This window comes from Micromonospora matsumotoense, assembly GCF_050951065.1.
GTDB classification, from domain to species: domain Bacteria; phylum Actinomycetota; class Actinomycetes; order Mycobacteriales; family Micromonosporaceae; genus Micromonospora; species Micromonospora matsumotoensis.
The window spans coordinates 4,687,263-4,705,522 of sequence record NZ_CP192025.1 but is presented as its reverse complement, the minus strand read 5'-3'; the positions used below and the strand labels follow the sequence as shown (position 1 = coordinate 4,705,522).

Annotated in this window: 5 protein-coding genes and 1 pseudogene; all 6 read left to right on the top strand. The window is 73.3% G+C overall.

Annotation, left to right across the window (positions count from 1 at the left end):
* Positions 1–18: 18 nt before the first annotated feature.
* Positions 19–8,637: pseudogene (locus ACQP1S_RS20505) on the top strand (SDR family NAD(P)-dependent oxidoreductase); the annotation flags it as partial.
* A gap of 207 nt (positions 8,638–8,844) precedes the next feature.
* Positions 8,845–9,693, top strand: coding sequence for a hypothetical protein (locus ACQP1S_RS20500; RefSeq protein ID WP_432897925.1), 849 nt, complete (start codon positions 8,845–8,847; stop codon positions 9,691–9,693).
* Positions 9,694–9,698: 5 nt separating this feature from the next.
* Positions 9,699–12,773 (top strand): non-ribosomal peptide synthetase, encoded by a 3,075-nt coding sequence (locus ACQP1S_RS20495; protein WP_432897922.1) that lies wholly within the window; start codon positions 9,699–9,701, stop codon positions 12,771–12,773.
* Between the two features lie 20 nt (positions 12,774–12,793).
* Positions 12,794–13,795, top strand: coding sequence for a methyltransferase (locus ACQP1S_RS20490; RefSeq protein WP_432897919.1), 1,002 nt, complete (start codon positions 12,794–12,796; stop codon positions 13,793–13,795).
* A gap of 2 nt (positions 13,796–13,797) precedes the next feature.
* Complete coding sequence (gene fabD / locus ACQP1S_RS20485; protein WP_432897916.1) at positions 13,798–17,034, top strand: ACP S-malonyltransferase; 3,237 nt, start codon at positions 13,798–13,800, stop codon at positions 17,032–17,034.
* A gap of 17 nt (positions 17,035–17,051) precedes the next feature.
* A complete protein-coding gene (locus tag ACQP1S_RS20480) occupies positions 17,052–18,251 on the top strand; it encodes a cytochrome P450 (RefSeq protein WP_432897914.1) in 1,200 nt (399 codons plus the stop codon).
* Positions 18,252–18,260: the final 9 nt, after the last annotated feature.

Here is an 18,260-nt window from a genome sequence, read left to right as displayed (position 1 = left end):
CGGGAGTACCTGCGCCGCGTCACCGCGGAACTGCAGGTCACCCGCCAGCAGCTGCGCGCGGCGGAGAGCAGGTCCGCCGAGCCGGTCGCCATCGTCGGCATCGCCTGCCACTACCCCGGCGGTGTCGACTCACCGGAGGACCTGTGGTCCATGGTCGCCGAGGGCCGCGACGGCATCACCGGGTTCCCCCGCGACCGTGGCTGGGACGTGGACGCCCTCTACCACCCCGACCCCGACCACCCGGGCACCTCCACGGTCCGTGACGGCGGTTTCCTGCACGACGCCGCGGCCTTCGACGCCGCCTTCTTCGGGATCTCCCCAAAGGAGGCGGCCTACACCGATCCCCAGCAGCGACTGATCCTGCAGACCTCGTGGGAGGCGGTGGAACGGGCCGGCATCGACCCGGTGACGCTGCGCGACACCCGTACCGGGGTGTACGTCGGGGCCATGCACCACGACTACCACGGCGCCCAGGGCGGCGGCAGCGTCGTGTCGGGGCGGGTCGCCTACCAGCTCGGCCTGCGCGGCCCGGCCGTCACCGTGGACACCGCATGCTCGTCGTCGCTTGTCGCACTGCACCAGGCGGTCCGGGCCCTGCAACGCGGCGAATGCGACATGGCACTGGTCGGCGGCGTGACCGTGATGGCCACGCCGGACGCGTTCGTCGAGTTCAGCCGGCAGCGCGGGCTCGCCCCGGACGGGCGGTGCAAGCCGTTCGCGGCGGCGGCCGACGGCACCGCCTGGTCCGAGGGCGTCGGCGTGCTGGTGCTGGAACGGCACTCCGCCGCGAGGGCGGCCCGCCGGTGGGTCCACGCGACGATCCGTGGCCTCGCCGTCAACTCGGACGGGGCCAGCAACGGACTGACCGCCCCGAACGGCCCCGCCCAGCGCCGCGTGATCCAGGAAGCCCTGGTCGACGCCGGTCTCACCCCGGCCCAGGTGGCGGTGGTCGAGGCGCACGGCACCGGCACTCCGCTGGGCGACCCGGTCGAGGCGCAGGCGGTGCTCGCCGTCTACGGCCGGGAACGCCCCGTCCCACTACGGCTGGGCTCGATCAAGTCCAACCTCGGGCACACCCAGGCTGCGGCGGGTGTCGCCGGGATCATCAAGATGGTCATGGCCATGCGGCACGGGGTGCTGCCGCGCACGCTGCACCTGGACCGGCCCACGCCGTACGTGGACTGGTCGGCCGGCGCCGTCGAGCTGCTGACCGAGCCGGTCCCGTGGCCGGCCGGCGACGAACCGCGCCGCGCGGCCGTCTCGTCCTTCGGTGTCAGCGGCACCAACGCGCACGTCATCCTCGAGGAGCCCCCGGCTGCCGCACCGGCGCCGGTGGCCGATCCCGGTGAGCGATGGCCCTACGCCTGGGCCGTGTCCGGCTGCACCCCGGCGGGTCTGCGCGTCCAGGCCGCGGGGCTGGCCGCTCATCTGGGTGCCCGACCCGACCTGGACCCGTGGGACGTCGCGTCGTCGCTGGTCACCACGCGGACGGGACGAGAGCACCGGGCCGTGGTGTGCGGTGCCGACCGCGACGAACTGCTCGCCGGTCTCGCCGCCGTCGCCGCAGGACGGCCGTCGCCGGCCGTGGTGGAGGGCGTCACCGGGGCACCCGGTCCGGTGGCGTTCCTCTTCCCCGGGCAGGGATCGCAGTGGCGGCACATGGCGGTGCGCCTGCTGGCGGGCAGCACGGTCTTCCGCAGGCAGGTCGCCGAGTGCGAGGCCGCTCTCGCGCCGTACGTCGACTTCGACCTGACCGCCGTGCTGCGCGGCGAGCAGGACTACGACCGGGTCGACATCGTGCAGCCGGTGCTGTTCGCGATGATGGTGGCACTGGCCGAGGTGTGGCGTTCGGTGGGCGTGACACCGGCCGCGGTCGCCGGCCACAGCCAGGGTGAGATCGCCGCCGCGTACGTCGCCGGGGCACTGACCCTGCCGGATGCCGCCCGGGTGGTGGCACTGCGCAGCCGAGCCCTGATGGAGCTGTCCGGTCTCGGCGGCATGATGTCGGTGGCGTTGTCCGCCGGGCAGATGCGCGAGCGCCTGCGTGCCTGGACCGGTCGGCTGTCGCTGGCCGCGGTCAACGGCACTTCCTCGGTCGTGGTCTCCGGTGACGGTGACGCGCTCGACGAGCTGCTCGCCGAGCTGGAGGCCGAGGACGTACGGGCCCGCCGGGTGGACGTGGACTACGCCTCCCACAGCGCGCACGTGGAACGGGTGAGGGACAAGGTCCGCGACGCCCTGGCCCCGGTGACCCCGACCCGACCCGTCGTGCCCTTCTTCTCCTGCGTCGAAGGCCGATGGATCGACGGTGACGACCCGCTCGACGCCGACTACTGGTACCGCAACCTGCGCGAGCCGGTCCGTTTCGACGAGGCGGTCACCGCCCTCGCCCGCCACGGCTGCACCACCCTGCTGGAGGTCAGCCCGCACCCGGTGGTGTCGACCGGTGCCCAGGAGACGGTGGACGCGCTCGACGCCGACGTCGCCGTCCTGCACACGTTGCGGCGTGACGAGGGTGGACCGGAGCAGATGGTCCGGGCGTTGGCCCAGCTGCACGTGCAGGGCGTCCGGCCGGACTGGCCGGTGGTGTGGCCCGGCACCCGGGCGGTCGAGCTGCCCACCACCGCGTTCGTGACCGAGCGGTACTGGCTGCCGACCGGCGGCGGAGACCCGGGCGCGCTCGGCCTGGACGCCGTCGAGCATCCCGTCCTGCGGGCCGCAGTGTCCGGTGCCGACCGGATCGTGCTCACCGGCCGGCTGTCGGTTGCCAGCCACCCGTGGCTGGCCGACCACACCGTCCAGGGGCGCGTCGTGGTCCCCGGCGCGGCCGTGGTGGACATGGTGTCCCGGGCCGGTGACGAGGCCGGTTGCCCCGTGATCGCGCAACTGACCCTGCTCGTTCCCGTCGTGGTGCCCGAGGACGCCGAGGTCCGGCTACGGATCGAGACCGGTGAACCCGGTGCGGACGGCGCACGGGAGGTGACCGTGCACGGTCGGGCCGGCACCGGCGGCTGGACGCTGCACGCCACCGCCGTTCTCACCGCGGGCGGTGACCTGCCGCCGCCGACGGCCACGGCCTGGCCCCCGGCGGACGCCGAGCAGCTCGACGTGGAGCACCTCTACGACCGGTTGGCCAGTGTCGGGCTCCGGTACGGGCCGTTGTTCCGGGGCGTCCGGGCGCTGTGGCGCGACCACGCGCAGCTGTACGCCGAGGTCGCCCTGCCCGGCGTCGAGCCGGGTGGTTTCGGCATCCATCCCGCGCTGCTGGACGCCTGTCTGCACCCGGTGGCGCTCGGGGACTTCGGGACCGGGACGCAGGACCGGCCCGCGCTGCCGTTCGAGTGGACCGGGATCCGGTTGCACGCGGTAGGTGCCGACACCGTCCGGGCCACCCTCGCGGGCACCGGGGACGGTGCCGTCCGTATCGAGCTGACCGACCCGTCGGGGACACCTGTCGCGTCGGTACGGTCCCTGCTGCTCAGTCCGCTCCCGGACGGTGCGCTCGGCCCGCCCGATCACGGCGACCTGCTGCTTCCGCAGTGGACACCCCGCCCACTGCCGGACGGATCTGCCGTCGGGTACACGGTCCGTGATCCCGCCCTGGCGCGGCTGCTGCGCGTGACGCCGAGTGACGAGGCCGCCCGGTTCGTGCTCGTCCCTGCCCCGACCGGCTCACCTGCCGCAGCTGCCGAGCGGGCTCTCGCCGTGGTGCAGGAGTGGCTCGCCGGTGAGCGCGGGGCCACCTCCACCCTCGTCATGGTCACCCGGCGGGTGCTCGACGACCCCGGCGAGGCCGCAGCGGCGGCGCTGGTGCGCTGCGCGCAGCTGGAGCACCCGGACCGCCTTGCGGTGCTCGATCTCGCCGACGGCGACGACGCCACCGTCGCGGCGGTGCCGGCCGCGCTGGCCGCGGGCGAGCCGCAACTGGGCCTCGCCGCCGGCGCCGCGCGGGAGTGGCGACTGGTCCGGGTGTCACCGACGGGTGAACCACCCGGTGACCTCGGCACCGTCCTGGTGACCGGTGCCTCGGGCACGCTCGGCGGCATCGTCGCCCGGCACCTGGTGCACGAACGCGGCGTCCGCGACCTGGTGCTGGCGAGCCGACGCGGCCCACAGGCCCCGCAGGCGGCTGCCCTCGCCGCGGAGCTGAGCGCGGGGGGTGCCCGGGTCGCGGTGGTCGCCTGCGACGTCGCGGACCGGGCGGAGCTGACAGCACTGCTCGGTACGACCGCCGTCACCACGGTGGTGCATGCCGCCGGTCTGCTCGACGACGGCCTGGTGACGGACCTGACGCCGGAACGGCTCGCCCGGGTGCTACGTCCGAAGGTCGACGCGGCCTGGCTCCTGCACGAACTGCTTCCGCAGGCTCGGCTGATCCTGTTCTCCTCAGCGGTGGGCGTGTTCGGCGGGCTCGGCCAGGCCAACTACGGTGCGGCCAACGCTGCCCTGGACGCGCTGGCCCGGGTCCGCCGGGCCGCCGGGCTTCCCGGCGTCTCGTTGGCCTGGGGCATGTGGGCCGACGAGAGTGCGATGACCGGCCAGGCCGACATGGCGCGGTTCCGTCGCTCGGGGTTCCTGCCGCTGCCCCGCGAAGCCGCGCTGGCGGCGTTGGACGCCGCCCTCACCACCGCCGTGCCGGTGCTCGTTGCGGTCCGGCTCGACCTGCCCGCACTGCGGGCCACCGGCGACGCCGTACCGCCGGTGCTGCGGGACCTCGCCGGGGTGCCGGTGCGGCGGCTGGCCGCACGTGGCGGTGCCCTCGCCTCCGAGCTGGCGGGCCGACTCGCCGGCAGGACCCCGGCCGACCGGCACAGGGTGCTGCTCGACCTCGTGCTCGGGCACGCCGCCGCCGTGCTGGGGCACGCCTCCCCCGACGCGATCGACCCGGACGGGGCGTTCAAGGCGGTGGGGTTGGGCTCGCTCAGCGCGGTCCAACTGCGCAACCGGCTCGCCGGCGCCACCGGGCTGCGGCTACCCGCCACGCTCGCGTTCGACCAGCCCAATCCGGCTGCGCTGGCCCGGCATCTCGACGAACGCCTGGCCGGCGCGGATCAACCGGTCACCGTCGGGGACGTCGCCGCCGCCGGGACCGGGACCGAGGACGATCCGGTGGTGCTGGTCGGCGTCGGCTGCCGGTTGCCCGGCGGCGTCCGTGGCCCGGACGACCTGTGGGACCTGTTGGTCGCCGAACGTGACGCGATCGTGCCGTTCCCCGACGATCGCGGCTGGCCGCTCGCCGACCTGCACGATCCGGACCCGGATGCGCCCGGCACCTCGTACGCCCGGTCGGGTGGTTTCCTCGCGGATGCCGGCGAGTTCGACGCCGCCTTCTTCGGGGTGTCGCCGCGGGAGGCCGTGGCGATGGATCCCCAGCAGCGGTTGCTGTTGGAGACCGTCTGGGAGACCTGCGAGGACGCCGGCATCGACCCGGGCGTCCTGCGCGGCAGCCGAACCGGCGTGTTCATGGGCGCCATGTACCAGGACTACGGACGGTTGCTGGAGGGCGGCTCCGCCGAGGGGTTCCTCGCCCCGGGCGTCGGTGGGGGCGTGCTGTCCGGACGGATCGCCTACACCTTCGGGTTGGAGGGCCCGGCGGTCACCGTGGACACCGCCTGCTCGTCGTCGCTGGTGGCGTTGCACCTGGCCGCGCAGGCGATCCGGGCGGGCGAGTGCGACCTCGCGTTCGCTGGCGGGGTGACCGTGCTGGCCACGCCCGCGGTGTTCGTGGAGTTCAGCCGCCAGCGCGGACTCGCCGCGGACGGCCGGTGCAAGCCGTTCGCCGCGGCAGCCGACGGGACCGGCCTGGGCGAGGGCGTCGGTGTGGTCCTGGTCGAGCGGCTGTCGCGGGCTCGCGAGCAGGGTCACCAGGTGCTGGCTGTGCTGCGCGGCAGCGCGGTCAACTCCGACGGGGCGAGCAACGGGCTCACCGCGCCGAACGGGCCGGCCCAGGAGCGGGTGATCCGGGCGACGCTGAACGCCGCCGGGCTGCGCCCGTGCGACGTCGGCGCGGTGGAGGCGCACGGCACGGGCACGGCACTCGGCGATCCGATCGAGGCGCAGGCGGTGCTCGCGGTGTACGGCGCCGAGCGCCCCCGGCCGCTGTGGCTCGGCTCGATCAAGTCCAACCTCGGACATACCCAGGCGGCAGCCGGTGTGGCCGGGGTGATCAAGGCGGTGTTGGCGCTGCGGCACGGCCTGCTGCCGCGCAGCCTGCACGTCGATGAGCCGTCCCGGCACGTGGACTGGTCCGCCGGGAACGTGGCGCTGCTGACGGCGGCGCAGCCCTGGCCGCGGCACGAGGTGCCGCGACGCATGGGCGTGTCGTCGTTCGGCATCAGCGGCACCAACGCCCACGTGGTGATCGAGGAGGCACCGGCGGAGCCGGAGCCGGACCGGAAACGGCCGGTCCTCGACGGGGTGCCGTGGCTGCTGTCGGCGCGGTCCGAGGGTGCGCTGCGGGAACAGGCGGCCCGGCTGGCGGCTACCACCGCCACGGATCCGGCGTCGGTGGCGTACTCACTGACCACCACCCGCGCCACCCACCGGCACCGGGCGATGGTCACCGGCGGGGACGAGACGGAGCTGCGGGCCGGGCTGGCCGTGCTCGCCTCGGGGCGGACCGGCCGGGGCGTGCTGCGGGCCACCGCCACGCGGCAGCGGCTGGTCCTGGTGTTCACCGGCCAGGGCAGCCAACTGCGGGGGATGGGCCGCGGGCTGTACGAGACGTTCCCCGAGTACGCCCGCGCCTTCGACGAGGTGAGCGCACACTTCACACTGGACACGCCGCTGCACGAGGTGGTGTTCGGCGACGGCGACCTGATCGACCGCACGGAGTACACGCAGCCCGCCCTGTTCGCCCTCCAGGTGGCCCAGTTCCGCCTCGTCACCTCGTGGGGGCTGCGACCCGACCTGCTGATCGGCCACTCGATCGGTGAACTGTCCGCAGCGTACGTGGCGGGCATGCTCGCGCTCGGTGACGCCGCCACGCTGGTCACGGCCCGGGGGCGGGCCCTGGCCGGCCTGCCGGCCGGCGGCGCGATGGTGTCCGTCCGCGCCGCCGAGGCGCAGGTCCTGCCGCTGCTGGCCGGCTACGGGGACCGGGTGTCGATCGCCGCGGTCAACGGCCCGGACGCGGTCGTGCTCTCCGGGGACGAGGATGCGGTGCTGGAGGTCGCCGGGATGCTGTCCGACCGTGGACACCGCCACCGGCGTCTCCGGGTCGCGGTCGCGTTCCACTCGGCCCGGGTGGAACCGGCGCTCGCCGGGTTCCGGGCGGTCGCCGAGACACTCGGATTCCAGCAGCCTCGGATTCCGATCATCTCCACGGTACGGACCGAGGAGAAGCTGATCTCGCCGGCCTACTGGGTGGACCAGCTTCGGGGCGCCGTGCGCTTCGTCGACGCGGTGCACGAGGCGGAGCGGGCGGGTGGCACAGCGTTTCTGGAACTGGGACCGAACACGGTGCTGGCTCCGGCCGTCCACGCCTGTCTGCCGCAGGCGCCGGTGTCCTCGGTCGCGCTGGCCCGACGGGGCCGGCCAGCGGTCCACGCCGCCCTCGCGGCACTCGGCACCCTCCACACGCAGGGCCTCCACGTCGACTGGCCGGCCGTGTACACGGGCCGCGAGCCCCGGCGCTGCCCACTGCCGCAGTACCCGTTCCAGGCGCGCCGGTTCTGGCCCGAGCCGATGCCGACGCCCGTCCCGGCCACCGCGCGCCGACCCGGCGCGGATGCCCTCTGGGCTGCGCTCGGGTCCGGGGACCCGCAGGCCGCCCTCGGCATGCTGGGCCTGCGCGGCGACGAGACACCGCAGCAGGTTCTCGCGGCGGTGGCCCGGTTGCGGCCCGATGCGGTCCGGCGGCCGGTGCGGTGGCGGCTGGTGCCGGACGTCGCACCACCGGTGCTGGACGGGACCGTCGCACTGGTGCCACCGCCCGGCGGTGATCCGGACCTGACCGATGCCCTCGCCGGCGCGCTGGCCCGACACGGCGCCCGGGTGACGGTCGACGTCACCGGGCGGCCGGACCTGGTCATCGCCCTGCCCGGCGCCGAGCCGGTCGCGGTGCCCGGGGTCCCGTCGTGGGCGCTCACCCGGGACGCCTCGCTCCCGGTCGCCGACCATGTCGTCGACCTTCCACCGGAGGTGGACGCCCTGGCCAGGGGTCGGCTGTGCGCGGTCATCGCGCAGCGGTACCCCGTGACACGGATCCGGCCGGAGGGGGTGTTCGTCGGCGAGTACGCCGACGACGAACCGACCGGTCCGGCGGTCGCGGTGGAGCCGTCCGTCGCCTGCGTGCCGTCCGTGGCCGCACCCGCCGCCGTCGCGCCGGAGGACCCCGCTCCGTCCGGCGAGTTGCGGGCGGCGCTGATGCGGTTGCCCCGTGACCGGTGGAACGCCGAGGTCCTGGCGGGGGTGCGGAAACTGACGGCGGCCGTACTCGGGCACGACTCCGCCTCCGAGATCGACGCCGGTGACGAGTTCTTCGACCTGGGGCTGTCGTCGGTCACCGCGCTGGAACTGCGCGACCACCTGGTCGCGTTGACCGGTCTGGAATGGGCGGCGGACGTGCTCTATGAATGCCACACCCCGCAGGTTCTTGCCGATGTGGTAGTTGCTCGACTGAGTGAGGAAAAATAGCCGCTGGTTGATACCGGAATCAACTTTTCGAGCGTGGTCCAACGGATCCCCGCCTGCTGAAGCGCGCCCGAATATTGCTTGTCGAATGACTTTTCCATTCGGGTAGACAACGTGAGGGAAAGTGGAATAGTCTCGCCGGAAAGCAGCTTCCGGCGATGCGTCAGAGACAATTAGGTATTGACTTTAGTTGATCAGGAGAACTGTCAGATGCCAAGCCCTGCCGTGTGGAACGTGGTGCTCGACGCAGCACCGGACGCCGACGTCGTGCTGGCCACCGACTTCCCGGTGACGGGCCGGAACGAAGGCGGTTTCGCCGACCTGACGCCGCACCTGGGCCTGGACTGCGCACTGTGGCAGACCGTCGCCCCCGTCCGCGTCCCCACCTCCGGTGTCGACCAGGATGAGTACCTCGCCCCCTGGCTGACCGAGGTCACCCGGAGTGGGCGCACCGTCCGGGCGCTCCTGGGCTACTGCGCCGGATCGGTCTTCGCCGGCGTCCTGGCCGAGCGGATCGCTGCCCGGCAACCCACCGCGCCGCAGGTGGTGGTCTTCGATCCCGAGCTGGTCGACGTGCCCACCGTCCACCTGCAGTTCGGCCGGGTCGTCGGCAACATGACGGCCGTGTTGACCCCGGCGGAGGTCAGCGAACTGGCCGGTGCGGCGCAGCGGCTGGCGGCACGCCCCGGGAGCACACCGGCCGAATTCGCCGCCGAACTGTATGCGGTCTTCGAGCCGGTCGGCTCCACGGCGCTACGCCGCGCCGGCCTCGACGAGGACTACGCCGCCGAGCTGGTGGCGCTGGTCGGGTCGTTCATGACCTATCTCGGCGTCGCCGCGGGGCTGGATCCCCGTCCCGGCTGGTCCCGTGCCACCGTCATCACCTCGGCGACCCCGACCAGCGGGCTCAACCGGATGCGCGTCACCGCCGGAGCGGCCCCCATCGGGATCGCCGACGAGGTCCAGTTCGCGGTGGAGCACCGCGACCTGCTGCGTACCCCGGAGGTCGCCGCGACCGTGGCCGACCTCCTGGCCGCCGGATCGCGGGCCGGCCGGTGAGGGCCGTGGCCCCGGACCCACCCGTCCGCGCCTCGCGGAAGGAGACCGCCCTCTGGCTGCTCGACGATCTTGTGCCCGGCAGCGGCGCGAACAACCTGTCGTTGGCCTTGCGCGTCGTCGGCCGTCTCGACCCGGCTGCCCTGACGGCCGCGCTGGACCTCCTACTCCGCCGGTACGAGGCGCTGCGCACGGTCTTCCACCGCACCGACGCCGCTCTGACCAGGACGGTCCTGCCCAGCCTCAGGATCACACCGGAGCAGGTCAGCCGGCCCGCTGACGAGCGCGGCACACTGACCGCCTTCGTGGCCCGCCCGTTCTGCGCCGACGGCAGCCCGCTCCTGCGCGCCCTGCTGCTGCACGGCCCTGAGGACGACGTCCTGTGTCTTGCCCTGCACCACGCCGTCGCCGACGTGACGTCCACCGCCATCCTGCGGGCACGGCTCGTCGAGTTCTACGAGGCGGTGCTGGCCGGCCGGGACCCCGAGCCCGGCGAGGTGCCTGTCTGGCACGAGCCCGCGCCGTCCGAGCAGAGCGAGAAGTTCTGGCGCGACACCATGAGCGGTTTCCGCGCGTCCGGTCTGGAACTGGGGTGCGAGAAGCCGGCACCGTCGACCACCACGCTCCAGGGTGACGAGGTCACCCACACCCTGTCGCCCGAGGCGCACGCGGTCGTCCGGCGGTTGCAACGCGAGCTGCGCGCCCCCGAGTCGGTCGTCCTGCTCACCGCGTACGCGGTGCTGCTGGCCGGGCACGGCGCCGGCCCCGACCTGACCATCGGATCACCGGTCAACGCCCGCAGCCGGGAGGCAGCCGGTGCGGTCGGCTACCACAGCAATCTGGTCACCCTGCGCCTGCTGACCGAACGCACCGTCGGTTTCCGGGAACTCGCCGGTCGTGCCCGCCGGGTCTTCATGGAGGCGATGGCCCACCTGGACATGCCCGCCGACGAACTGCTCGACGTGGTCGACCGCGACGGTTCCGGCTGGCGCAACGTGCTGTTCCGGCACGTGTTCAACTACGTGCCGTTCGCCGCCGGGCAGCGCCGCTTCACCGTGGCCGGCGCCGCCGCCGAACTGGTCGTGGTCGAGAACGGGTTCAGCCAGTTCGACCTGGAGTTCTTCGTGACGTCCGACCGGGACAGCGCGACCGTGCGCGCGGCGTTCTACACCGGCGTGCTCGACCGTGCGGACGTCGAGCTGATCGTCCGCCGTTACGACGCGCTGCTGGTCGCCGTCGGCGACGACCTCGACGCGCCGATCGGCTCGCTGTCGATCTGGTCGCCGCAGGACCACGCGATCATCGGAGCAGCCAACGCGACCGACCGCCCGATCGAGCTGACGTCGGTGCTTGCCGGATTCGCCGGGCGTGCGGCTGCCGACCCGGCCGCCCCGGCGGTCCGCGACGGCGACCAGCTGGTCAGCTACGGACACCTGTGGTCCGCCGCCGTGCACACCGCCGAGCGGCTGACAGCGGCCGGCGTCCGCCCCGGCGACATCGTCGCGTTGCTCGTGCCCCGGGGCGCGACGCTGGCCGCCGCCGTGTTCGGCACCTGGCTCGCCGGCGCGGCGTACCTTCCCCTGGACCCGCACCACCCGGCGGAGCGGATCGCCTACCAGCTCGACGACGCCGGAGCGCGGGTGGTGGTGACCGGAGCGGGGCTCGTCCCGCCCGGCGACCGGCGGACGGTTCCGGTGCCCGACGTCGGTGCCGCCCCGACGGTCCGGGTCGACACCGCCGCCGCCGACGTGGCGCGACCGTCCGCCCTGGCCTACGTGATCTACACGTCCGGTTCCACGGGCCGGCCGAAGGGCATCCCGATCACCCATCGGAGCCTGGTCAACCACATCACCGACTACGCGGTGCGCTTCGGCGTCGCCGGATCGCAACGGCCGACCGGCTGGCTCAGCACGTACAGCTTCGACACTTCGTCGCTGGAGTTGATGATGCCGCTGCTGCACGGCGGGCACACGGTCGTGCTGCCCGACGAGGCCCGCACCGACGGCAGCCTGCTGGCGGCGGCGGTGCGGACGCACGACATCGGCTTCCTCCAGGCGACCCCGACCACCTGGCGACTGGTCGTCGACCAGATCACCGACCTGGTTTCCGGACGGACGCTGCTCAGCGGGGGCGAGCCACTGCTGCCGGGGCTGGCAGCCACCCTGACCACGGCAGGTGCCCGGCTGTGGAACGTCTACGGCCCGACCGAGAGCACGATCTGGGCGACCGCCGGCCGGGTGCCGGCGGACCCGGGGCCCCGGGTGGACGTCGGGGCACCGGTCGCCAACACCCGCATCTTCATCGCGGACCCGGCCGGGGAGCCGCTGCCGGTCGGTCTGCGCGGCGAGCTGTGCGTCGCCGGGGTCGGCGTCGCCGCCGGCTACCACGGACGCCCCGATCTGACCGCCGAGCGTTTCGGCGTGCATCCCGGGTACGGCCGCTTCTACCGCTCCGGCGACGTGGCGCGCTGGCGGCCCGACGGCCGGATCGACCTGTTCGGCCGGATGGACCGGCAGGTGAAGCTGCGCGGCAACCGGATCGAGTTGGGCGAGATCGAGGGCATCCTCACCGATCATCCGGACGTCGAGGCGGCCGCCGTGGTCGTCGTCGGGGATCCCGGGGCCGACGGCAGCCTGGCCGCGTTCGTCCGGGTCCCGGGCCGGCCGGAGGCCGTCGACGAGCTCTGGGAGTACGCCCGCGGGCGGTTGCCCCGGTCGGTGGTGCCGCACCGGTTCCTCGCGGTGGAGGCGTTCCCGCGGACCGGCAGCGACAAGGTCGACTACCTGGCGTTGGCGGACCTCGCCGTCCGGGAGCCGGCGGGGGCGGGCGGTGCCGCACCGGGTGGGAGCCCTGCCGCCGGTGACCGGCTCACCACGACCCTGGTCGCGCTCTTCGCCGAGCTGCTCGGCCGGTCGGACCTGGACGCCGATGCGCACTTCTTCACCAACGGCGGGCACTCGCTGCTCGCCGCCGCGCTGGCGCAGCGGATCAGGGACGAGACCGGTGTCCGGCTCGCCCTGACCGACGTGTTCGAGAACCCGACCCCCGCCGTGCTGGCCGACCGGCTGCGCGGACTCACCTGAGCGACCGGAAGGGGACATCCATGGAGATCCTGAAACTGGCGATCAGCGGCTGGTTCGCCCGCGCGTTGGCGGTCTTCATCCGCCTGGAGATCCCGGACATCCTGGGCGACGGCGCGATGACCGCGGCCGAGCTGGCGCGACGTACCGACACCGATCCGCAGGTGCTCTACCGGCTCCTGCAGATGCTCACGGTGCCGGGCGTCGTCGTGCACACCGGGGACGAGTTCCGGCTCGGGGAGGGGCACGAGATGCTGCGCGCCGATCACCCGTACACCCTGCGGCACTTCGTCATCCTCTCCGCCGAGCTGTACGACGACGCGTTCGCGGGCCTGATGCACACGGTGAAGACCGGCCGCTCCGGCTTCAAGGAGGTCTTCGGCGAGTCCCTGTACGAGTACCTGGAGACCCATCCGGACGACGCCGACCTGTTCGACAGGGGCATGGTCGACCTGGCCGGGCCGATCGCGGCGTGCCTGGTCGCCGTACACGACTTCAGCGGGGTCACCTCGATCGTCGACGTCGGTGGCGGCAGCGGCGGCCTGCTGCCCGGGCTGCTCACCGCCAACCCCGTCATGCAGGGCACCGTCGTCGACCGGCCGAGCGTCTGCGCACGCGGCCCGGCGACCCTCGCCCGGGTGACCGACAAGACGGTCATCGACCGGATCACCTTCGCCCCCAGCGACTTCTTCACCGAGGTCCCCGCCGGTGCCGACAGGTACGTGCTCAAGAACGTGCTGCACGACTGGACGTACGACAACTGCGTCCGGATCCTGCGCACCGTGGCGACCGCCCTGGCCGGTAGTCCACCCGGTGCCCGGCTACTGGTCGTGGAGCCGCTGGTGGAGACCGACCTGGACGGCTGGCGTGCGGTGTTCCAGGCGGTCGCCTGCGACGAAGGCACCCTCGGGTTGGGCGAGGAGGAGCTGCGTCGGGCGCTGACCGAGGCGGGCCTGACCGTCGAGTCGGTCACCCCGCTGCCCACCGGCCACAAGTTGCTCGAGACCTCGCTGCGGCCCGCCTGACCATGCTCACACCGGTCTTCCTCTTCGCGGGCCAGGGCTCCCAGTACCACGGGATGGGCCGGTGGCTCTACGGCGCTGACCCGATCTTCCGGGACGCGCTGGACTCCCTGGACGCGGTCGTGCGTGACGTCCGTGGCGACTCCGTCGTCGCGGACATCCACAGCGACGAACAGGGCGCGGAGCGGCCGATGACCCGGTTCGCCCTCACCCAACCGGCCATCTTCATGGTGGAGTACGCGCTGGCCAGCATGCTGCGTGCCCATGGATTCGAGCCGGCGGCGGTACTCGGCGCCAGCCTGGGTGAGGTGGTCGCCGCCGCCGTCGCCGGCATGTTGGACCCCGCAGACTGCCTGCGCTCGCTGCTCGACCAGGTGGAGCTGTTCGAGGCGGAGTGCCCGCGCGGTGGCATGCTGGCGGTCCTCACCGACGCCGGGCTCGTGGAGCGCGATCCGGCGCTGGCCGGCGCGTACCTGGCCGCGATCAACGCGCCGGACAACTTCGTACTTGCCGGCACCGCCGACAGGCTCGACGGCATCGAACGCCACCTGAACGCCTCGGGGGTGCTCTGTCAGCGGCTCCCGGTGCTGTTCCCGTTCCACTCACCGCTGATCGACGGGGTGCGCGCCGCGTTCACGAAACTGGTGGGTGGGCTCACCCTGCGGCCCGCCACGATTCCGCTGATCTCGGGGACGACCGGCACCGAGGTACGCCGCCCCGACCCGGAGCACTTCTGGCAGGTGCTGCGCGAGCCGTTCAACCTGTCGCGGGCCCTCGAACCGCTGCTGGCGCGCGATGACCTGCTCTTCCTGGATCTGGGTCCGTCGGGGTCGATGGCCAACCTGGTGCGGGCACGGCTGCCGGTGGGCAGCCGGTCCCGGGTGCTGCCCCTGCTCTCCCCGTACGCCCGCGACGAGGTGCTGTACCGGGCGGTGCTCGACACCCGTCCCCTGGTCGCCGCACCGGCCCGACGAAGCGAGGTGACCACCGTGACCGACGCGACCCCCGTCGTCGGCCCCGCCACCCCCGGCGATGGCTTCGACGTCTACGTCTTTCCCGGCCAGGGTGCCCAGGCCCGGGGGATGGGCCGCGACGTGTTCGACCGGTTTCCGGACCTGGTCGACCGGGCCGACGCCGTCCTGGGGTACTCCCTGCGGGAGCTGTGCCTCAAGGACCCGGACCGCAACCTGCGCGACACCCGGTACACCCAGCCCGCGCTGTACGTGGTCGAAGCCCTCACCTGGCTGGACGTCCTGCAGGAGGGCGGTCGCCTGCCCGACTACCTGCTCGGCCACAGCCTCGGCGAGTTCGCCGCCCTGTTCGCCGCGGGCGTGTATGACTTCGAGACCGGGCTGCGCCTGGTCGCCGAACGTGGCCGGCTGATGGGGCAGGTCACGGGCGGCACGATGGCGGCGGTCTCGGCCGTCGACGCCGACCTGGTCCTGGAGGTGCTCCGCGGTCACGAACTGTCCGACGTCGACATCGCCAACTACAACGCGCCGACCCAGACGGTCGTCGCGGGTCCGGCCGACGCGGTCGAGCGTGCGGTGGCGCTGTTCAAGGAGAAGGGTGCCCGGTGTGCCCCGCTCAACGTCAGCGCCCCGTTCCACAGCCGCTACATGGCACCGGCGGCGCAGGAGTTCGGACGCCTGCTGGACGCGACGACCTTCGCCGCCCCGAAGATCCCGGTGATCAGCAACGTCGACGCCCGGCCCTACGGGACCGGTGCGGTGGCCGCCACGCTGCGTCGCCAGATCGTGTCGCCGGTGCGATGGACCGACAGCATCCGGCTGCTCATGGGCCGGGGTGAGTTCCGCGTCCGCGAACTCGGCCCGGGGCAGGTGCTGACCAAGCTCATCGCCCGGATCCGCGAGGAGGCCGACCCGCTGCTACCCGAGCCGGCGCGGACCGTCGCGGTCACCGGGCCGGCCCCGATCGCGCCGCGGCGCGCGGAGCTGGGCTCGGCGGCGTTCCGGCAGGCGTACGGCGTCCGGCACGCCTACGCCGCCGGCGGCATGTACCACGGCGTCAGCTCCGTCGAGCTGGTCTCCCGGCTGGCCCGGTCCGGCCTGCTGGGCTACTTCGGGGCAGCCGGACTGCCGGTCACGGATGTCGCGGCCGCGATCGACGGCATCCGGGCCGCCGCCGGGCGTGGTGCGCCGTTCGGGGTCAACCTCACCTACGATCCGTTCGACCCGGGCGCCGAGGTGGATCTGGTCGGCCTGCTGGTGCGCGAGGACGTCCGCTTCGTCGAAGCAGCCACGTACGTCGAGGTGACCGCCCCGCTGGTACGTCATCGGCTGACCGGTGCCAGGATCCTGCCGGACGGCAGCGGGCACGCCCCGCGCAGGCTGTTGGCCAAGGTGACCCGTCTGGACACCGCCCGCCTGTTCTTCGCGCCGCCGCCGCCGTCCCTGGTGCGACGGCTGGTGGACGAGGGCCTGCTCACTCCCGAGGAGGCCGCGGCCGGCGAACGGATCGCCCTGGCCGACGACATCTGCGCGATCGGCGACGGGGCCGACTACACCGACCAGGGCGCACTGACCGCACTGTTGCCCTCGGTGCGCCGCCTGCGCACCCAGCTCGGCGGGGTCGCCTCCGCCGTACGGGTCGGGGGTGGCGGTGGCATCGGCTCCCCGGAGTCGGCCGCGGCGGCGTTCGTGCTCGGTGCCGAGTTCGTCCTCACCGGCTCGATCAACCTGTGTACCGCCGAGAGCGGGCTCGCCGCGCTCACCAAGGATCTGCTGCCGGAGCTCGACGTGCACGACACCGCATACGCTCCGTACGGCGGGCTGTTCGAACTCGGCGGCCGGGCCCGGGTGATGCGCAAGGGCGTGCTCTTCCACGTCCGTGCCGGCAAGCTGTACGACCTCTGGCGCACCTACGACTCCTGGGACGCAGTGCCCGCACCGGTCCGGTCCCGGGTGGAGCGGGACTACTTCGGTGCCGGCTTCGAGGAACTGGCGTCGCGCCTCGCCGCCTCCGGCGGTCCGGCCACCGACCCCAAGCGCCGGATGGCCCTGGTCTTCCGTTGGTACTGCGCCCAGGCACAGCGCTGGGCGATCGAGGGCACCCCCGCCCGGACCGCGGACTACCAGGTGGCCTGCGGGCCCGCGCTGGGCGCATGCAACCACTGGCTGCGCGGCACCCCGCACGCCGACTGGCGCGACCGGCACGTCGACGAGTTGGCCGACCGGCTCATGACCGAAGCCGCCGAGATCGTCGGGTCGGCCGGCATCTAGAGAGTAAGGAGAACGTCGTGTCCGAGACCGTTCGTGTCGTCGAGGGCCTGCCCATGACACGTGGCACATGCCCCTTCGACCCCGCGCCCGAGCTCGCCGAGCTGCGCCGGGAGCAACCAGTGGCCCGGATGGAGTTCCCGGACGGCCATCTCGGCTGGCTGGTCACCGGCCACGACCAGGTCCGCCGGCTCCTGGCCGACAAGGGCATGAGCTCGCGCGGTGACCTGCTGCGCTCGCCCATCCCGCTGCCCATGGCCGGGGACCGCACCGAGGTGGCGCCGGGGATGTTCACGGCGATGGACCCGCCGGACCACACCCGCTTCCGGCGTCGGTTGACCGCCTGGTTCTCGGCCCGACGCACCCGCACCCTGGAACCGCGGCTGGTCGAACACGTCGAGCGGCACCTCGACGACATGATCGAAGCGGGCGGTCCGGCCGATCTGGTCGGCGCGTTCGCCGAGCCGGTGGCCGCGCTGGCGATCTGCGAGCTGCTCGGCGTCCCGGTCGACCAGCGTGAGGTGTTCGTCCGGGGGATCAAGGCGCTGTTCACCGTCCACTCCAGTGCGGCGGAGGCCATCGCCGGCTGGCAGGAGATCGGTGGGCTGCTGGCGGACCTGGTCCGTGCCAAGCGGGTCGAGCCCGCCGACGATCTGCTCGGCACGCTCGTCACCGACGGCGAGTTCACCGACGAGGAACTGGCGACCGTCGGCAGTGTGCTTCTCGTCGCCGGCTACGACACCAGCAGGAACATGATCGGGCTGGGCACGTTCGCCCTGCTGGAGCACCCCGGCCAGTACGCGGCTCTGGCCGCGGACCCGGGCCTGGGTACCAACGCGGTCGAGGAGCTGTTGCGCTATCTGACGATCGTGCACGCCGGGTCGATCCGGGCGGCCGGCACCGACCTGGAGTTCGACGGGCACCGGCTGACCGCCGGCGACGCGGTGTCGCTGTCGCTGGCCGCGGCGAACCGGGATCCGGCGCTCTGCGACGACCCGGACCGCCTCGACATCACCCGGACGCCGGTGCCGCACCTCGCGTTCGGCCACGGCATCCATCAGTGCGTCGGGCAGCAACTGGCGCGGCTCGAACTGCGCATCGCATTCGAGTCGCTGGCCCGGCGGTTGCCGGGGCTGCGCCTGGCGGTACCTGCGGACCAGGTCCGCACCAGTCCGGAGATGATCATCTACGGCGTGCACGAGCTGCCGGTGACATGGTGAACGGAGACC

Coding starts and splice junctions, on each gene's coding strand:
- fabD (WP_432897916.1), top strand. CDS start 13,798: ATGCTCACACCGGTCTTCCTCTTCGCGGGCCAGGGCTCCCAGTACCAC.
- ACQP1S_RS20500 (WP_432897925.1), top strand. CDS start 8,845: ATGCCAAGCCCTGCCGTGTGGAACGTGGTGCTCGACGCAGCACCGGAC.
- ACQP1S_RS20490 (WP_432897919.1), top strand. CDS start 12,794: ATGGAGATCCTGAAACTGGCGATCAGCGGCTGGTTCGCCCGCGCGTTG.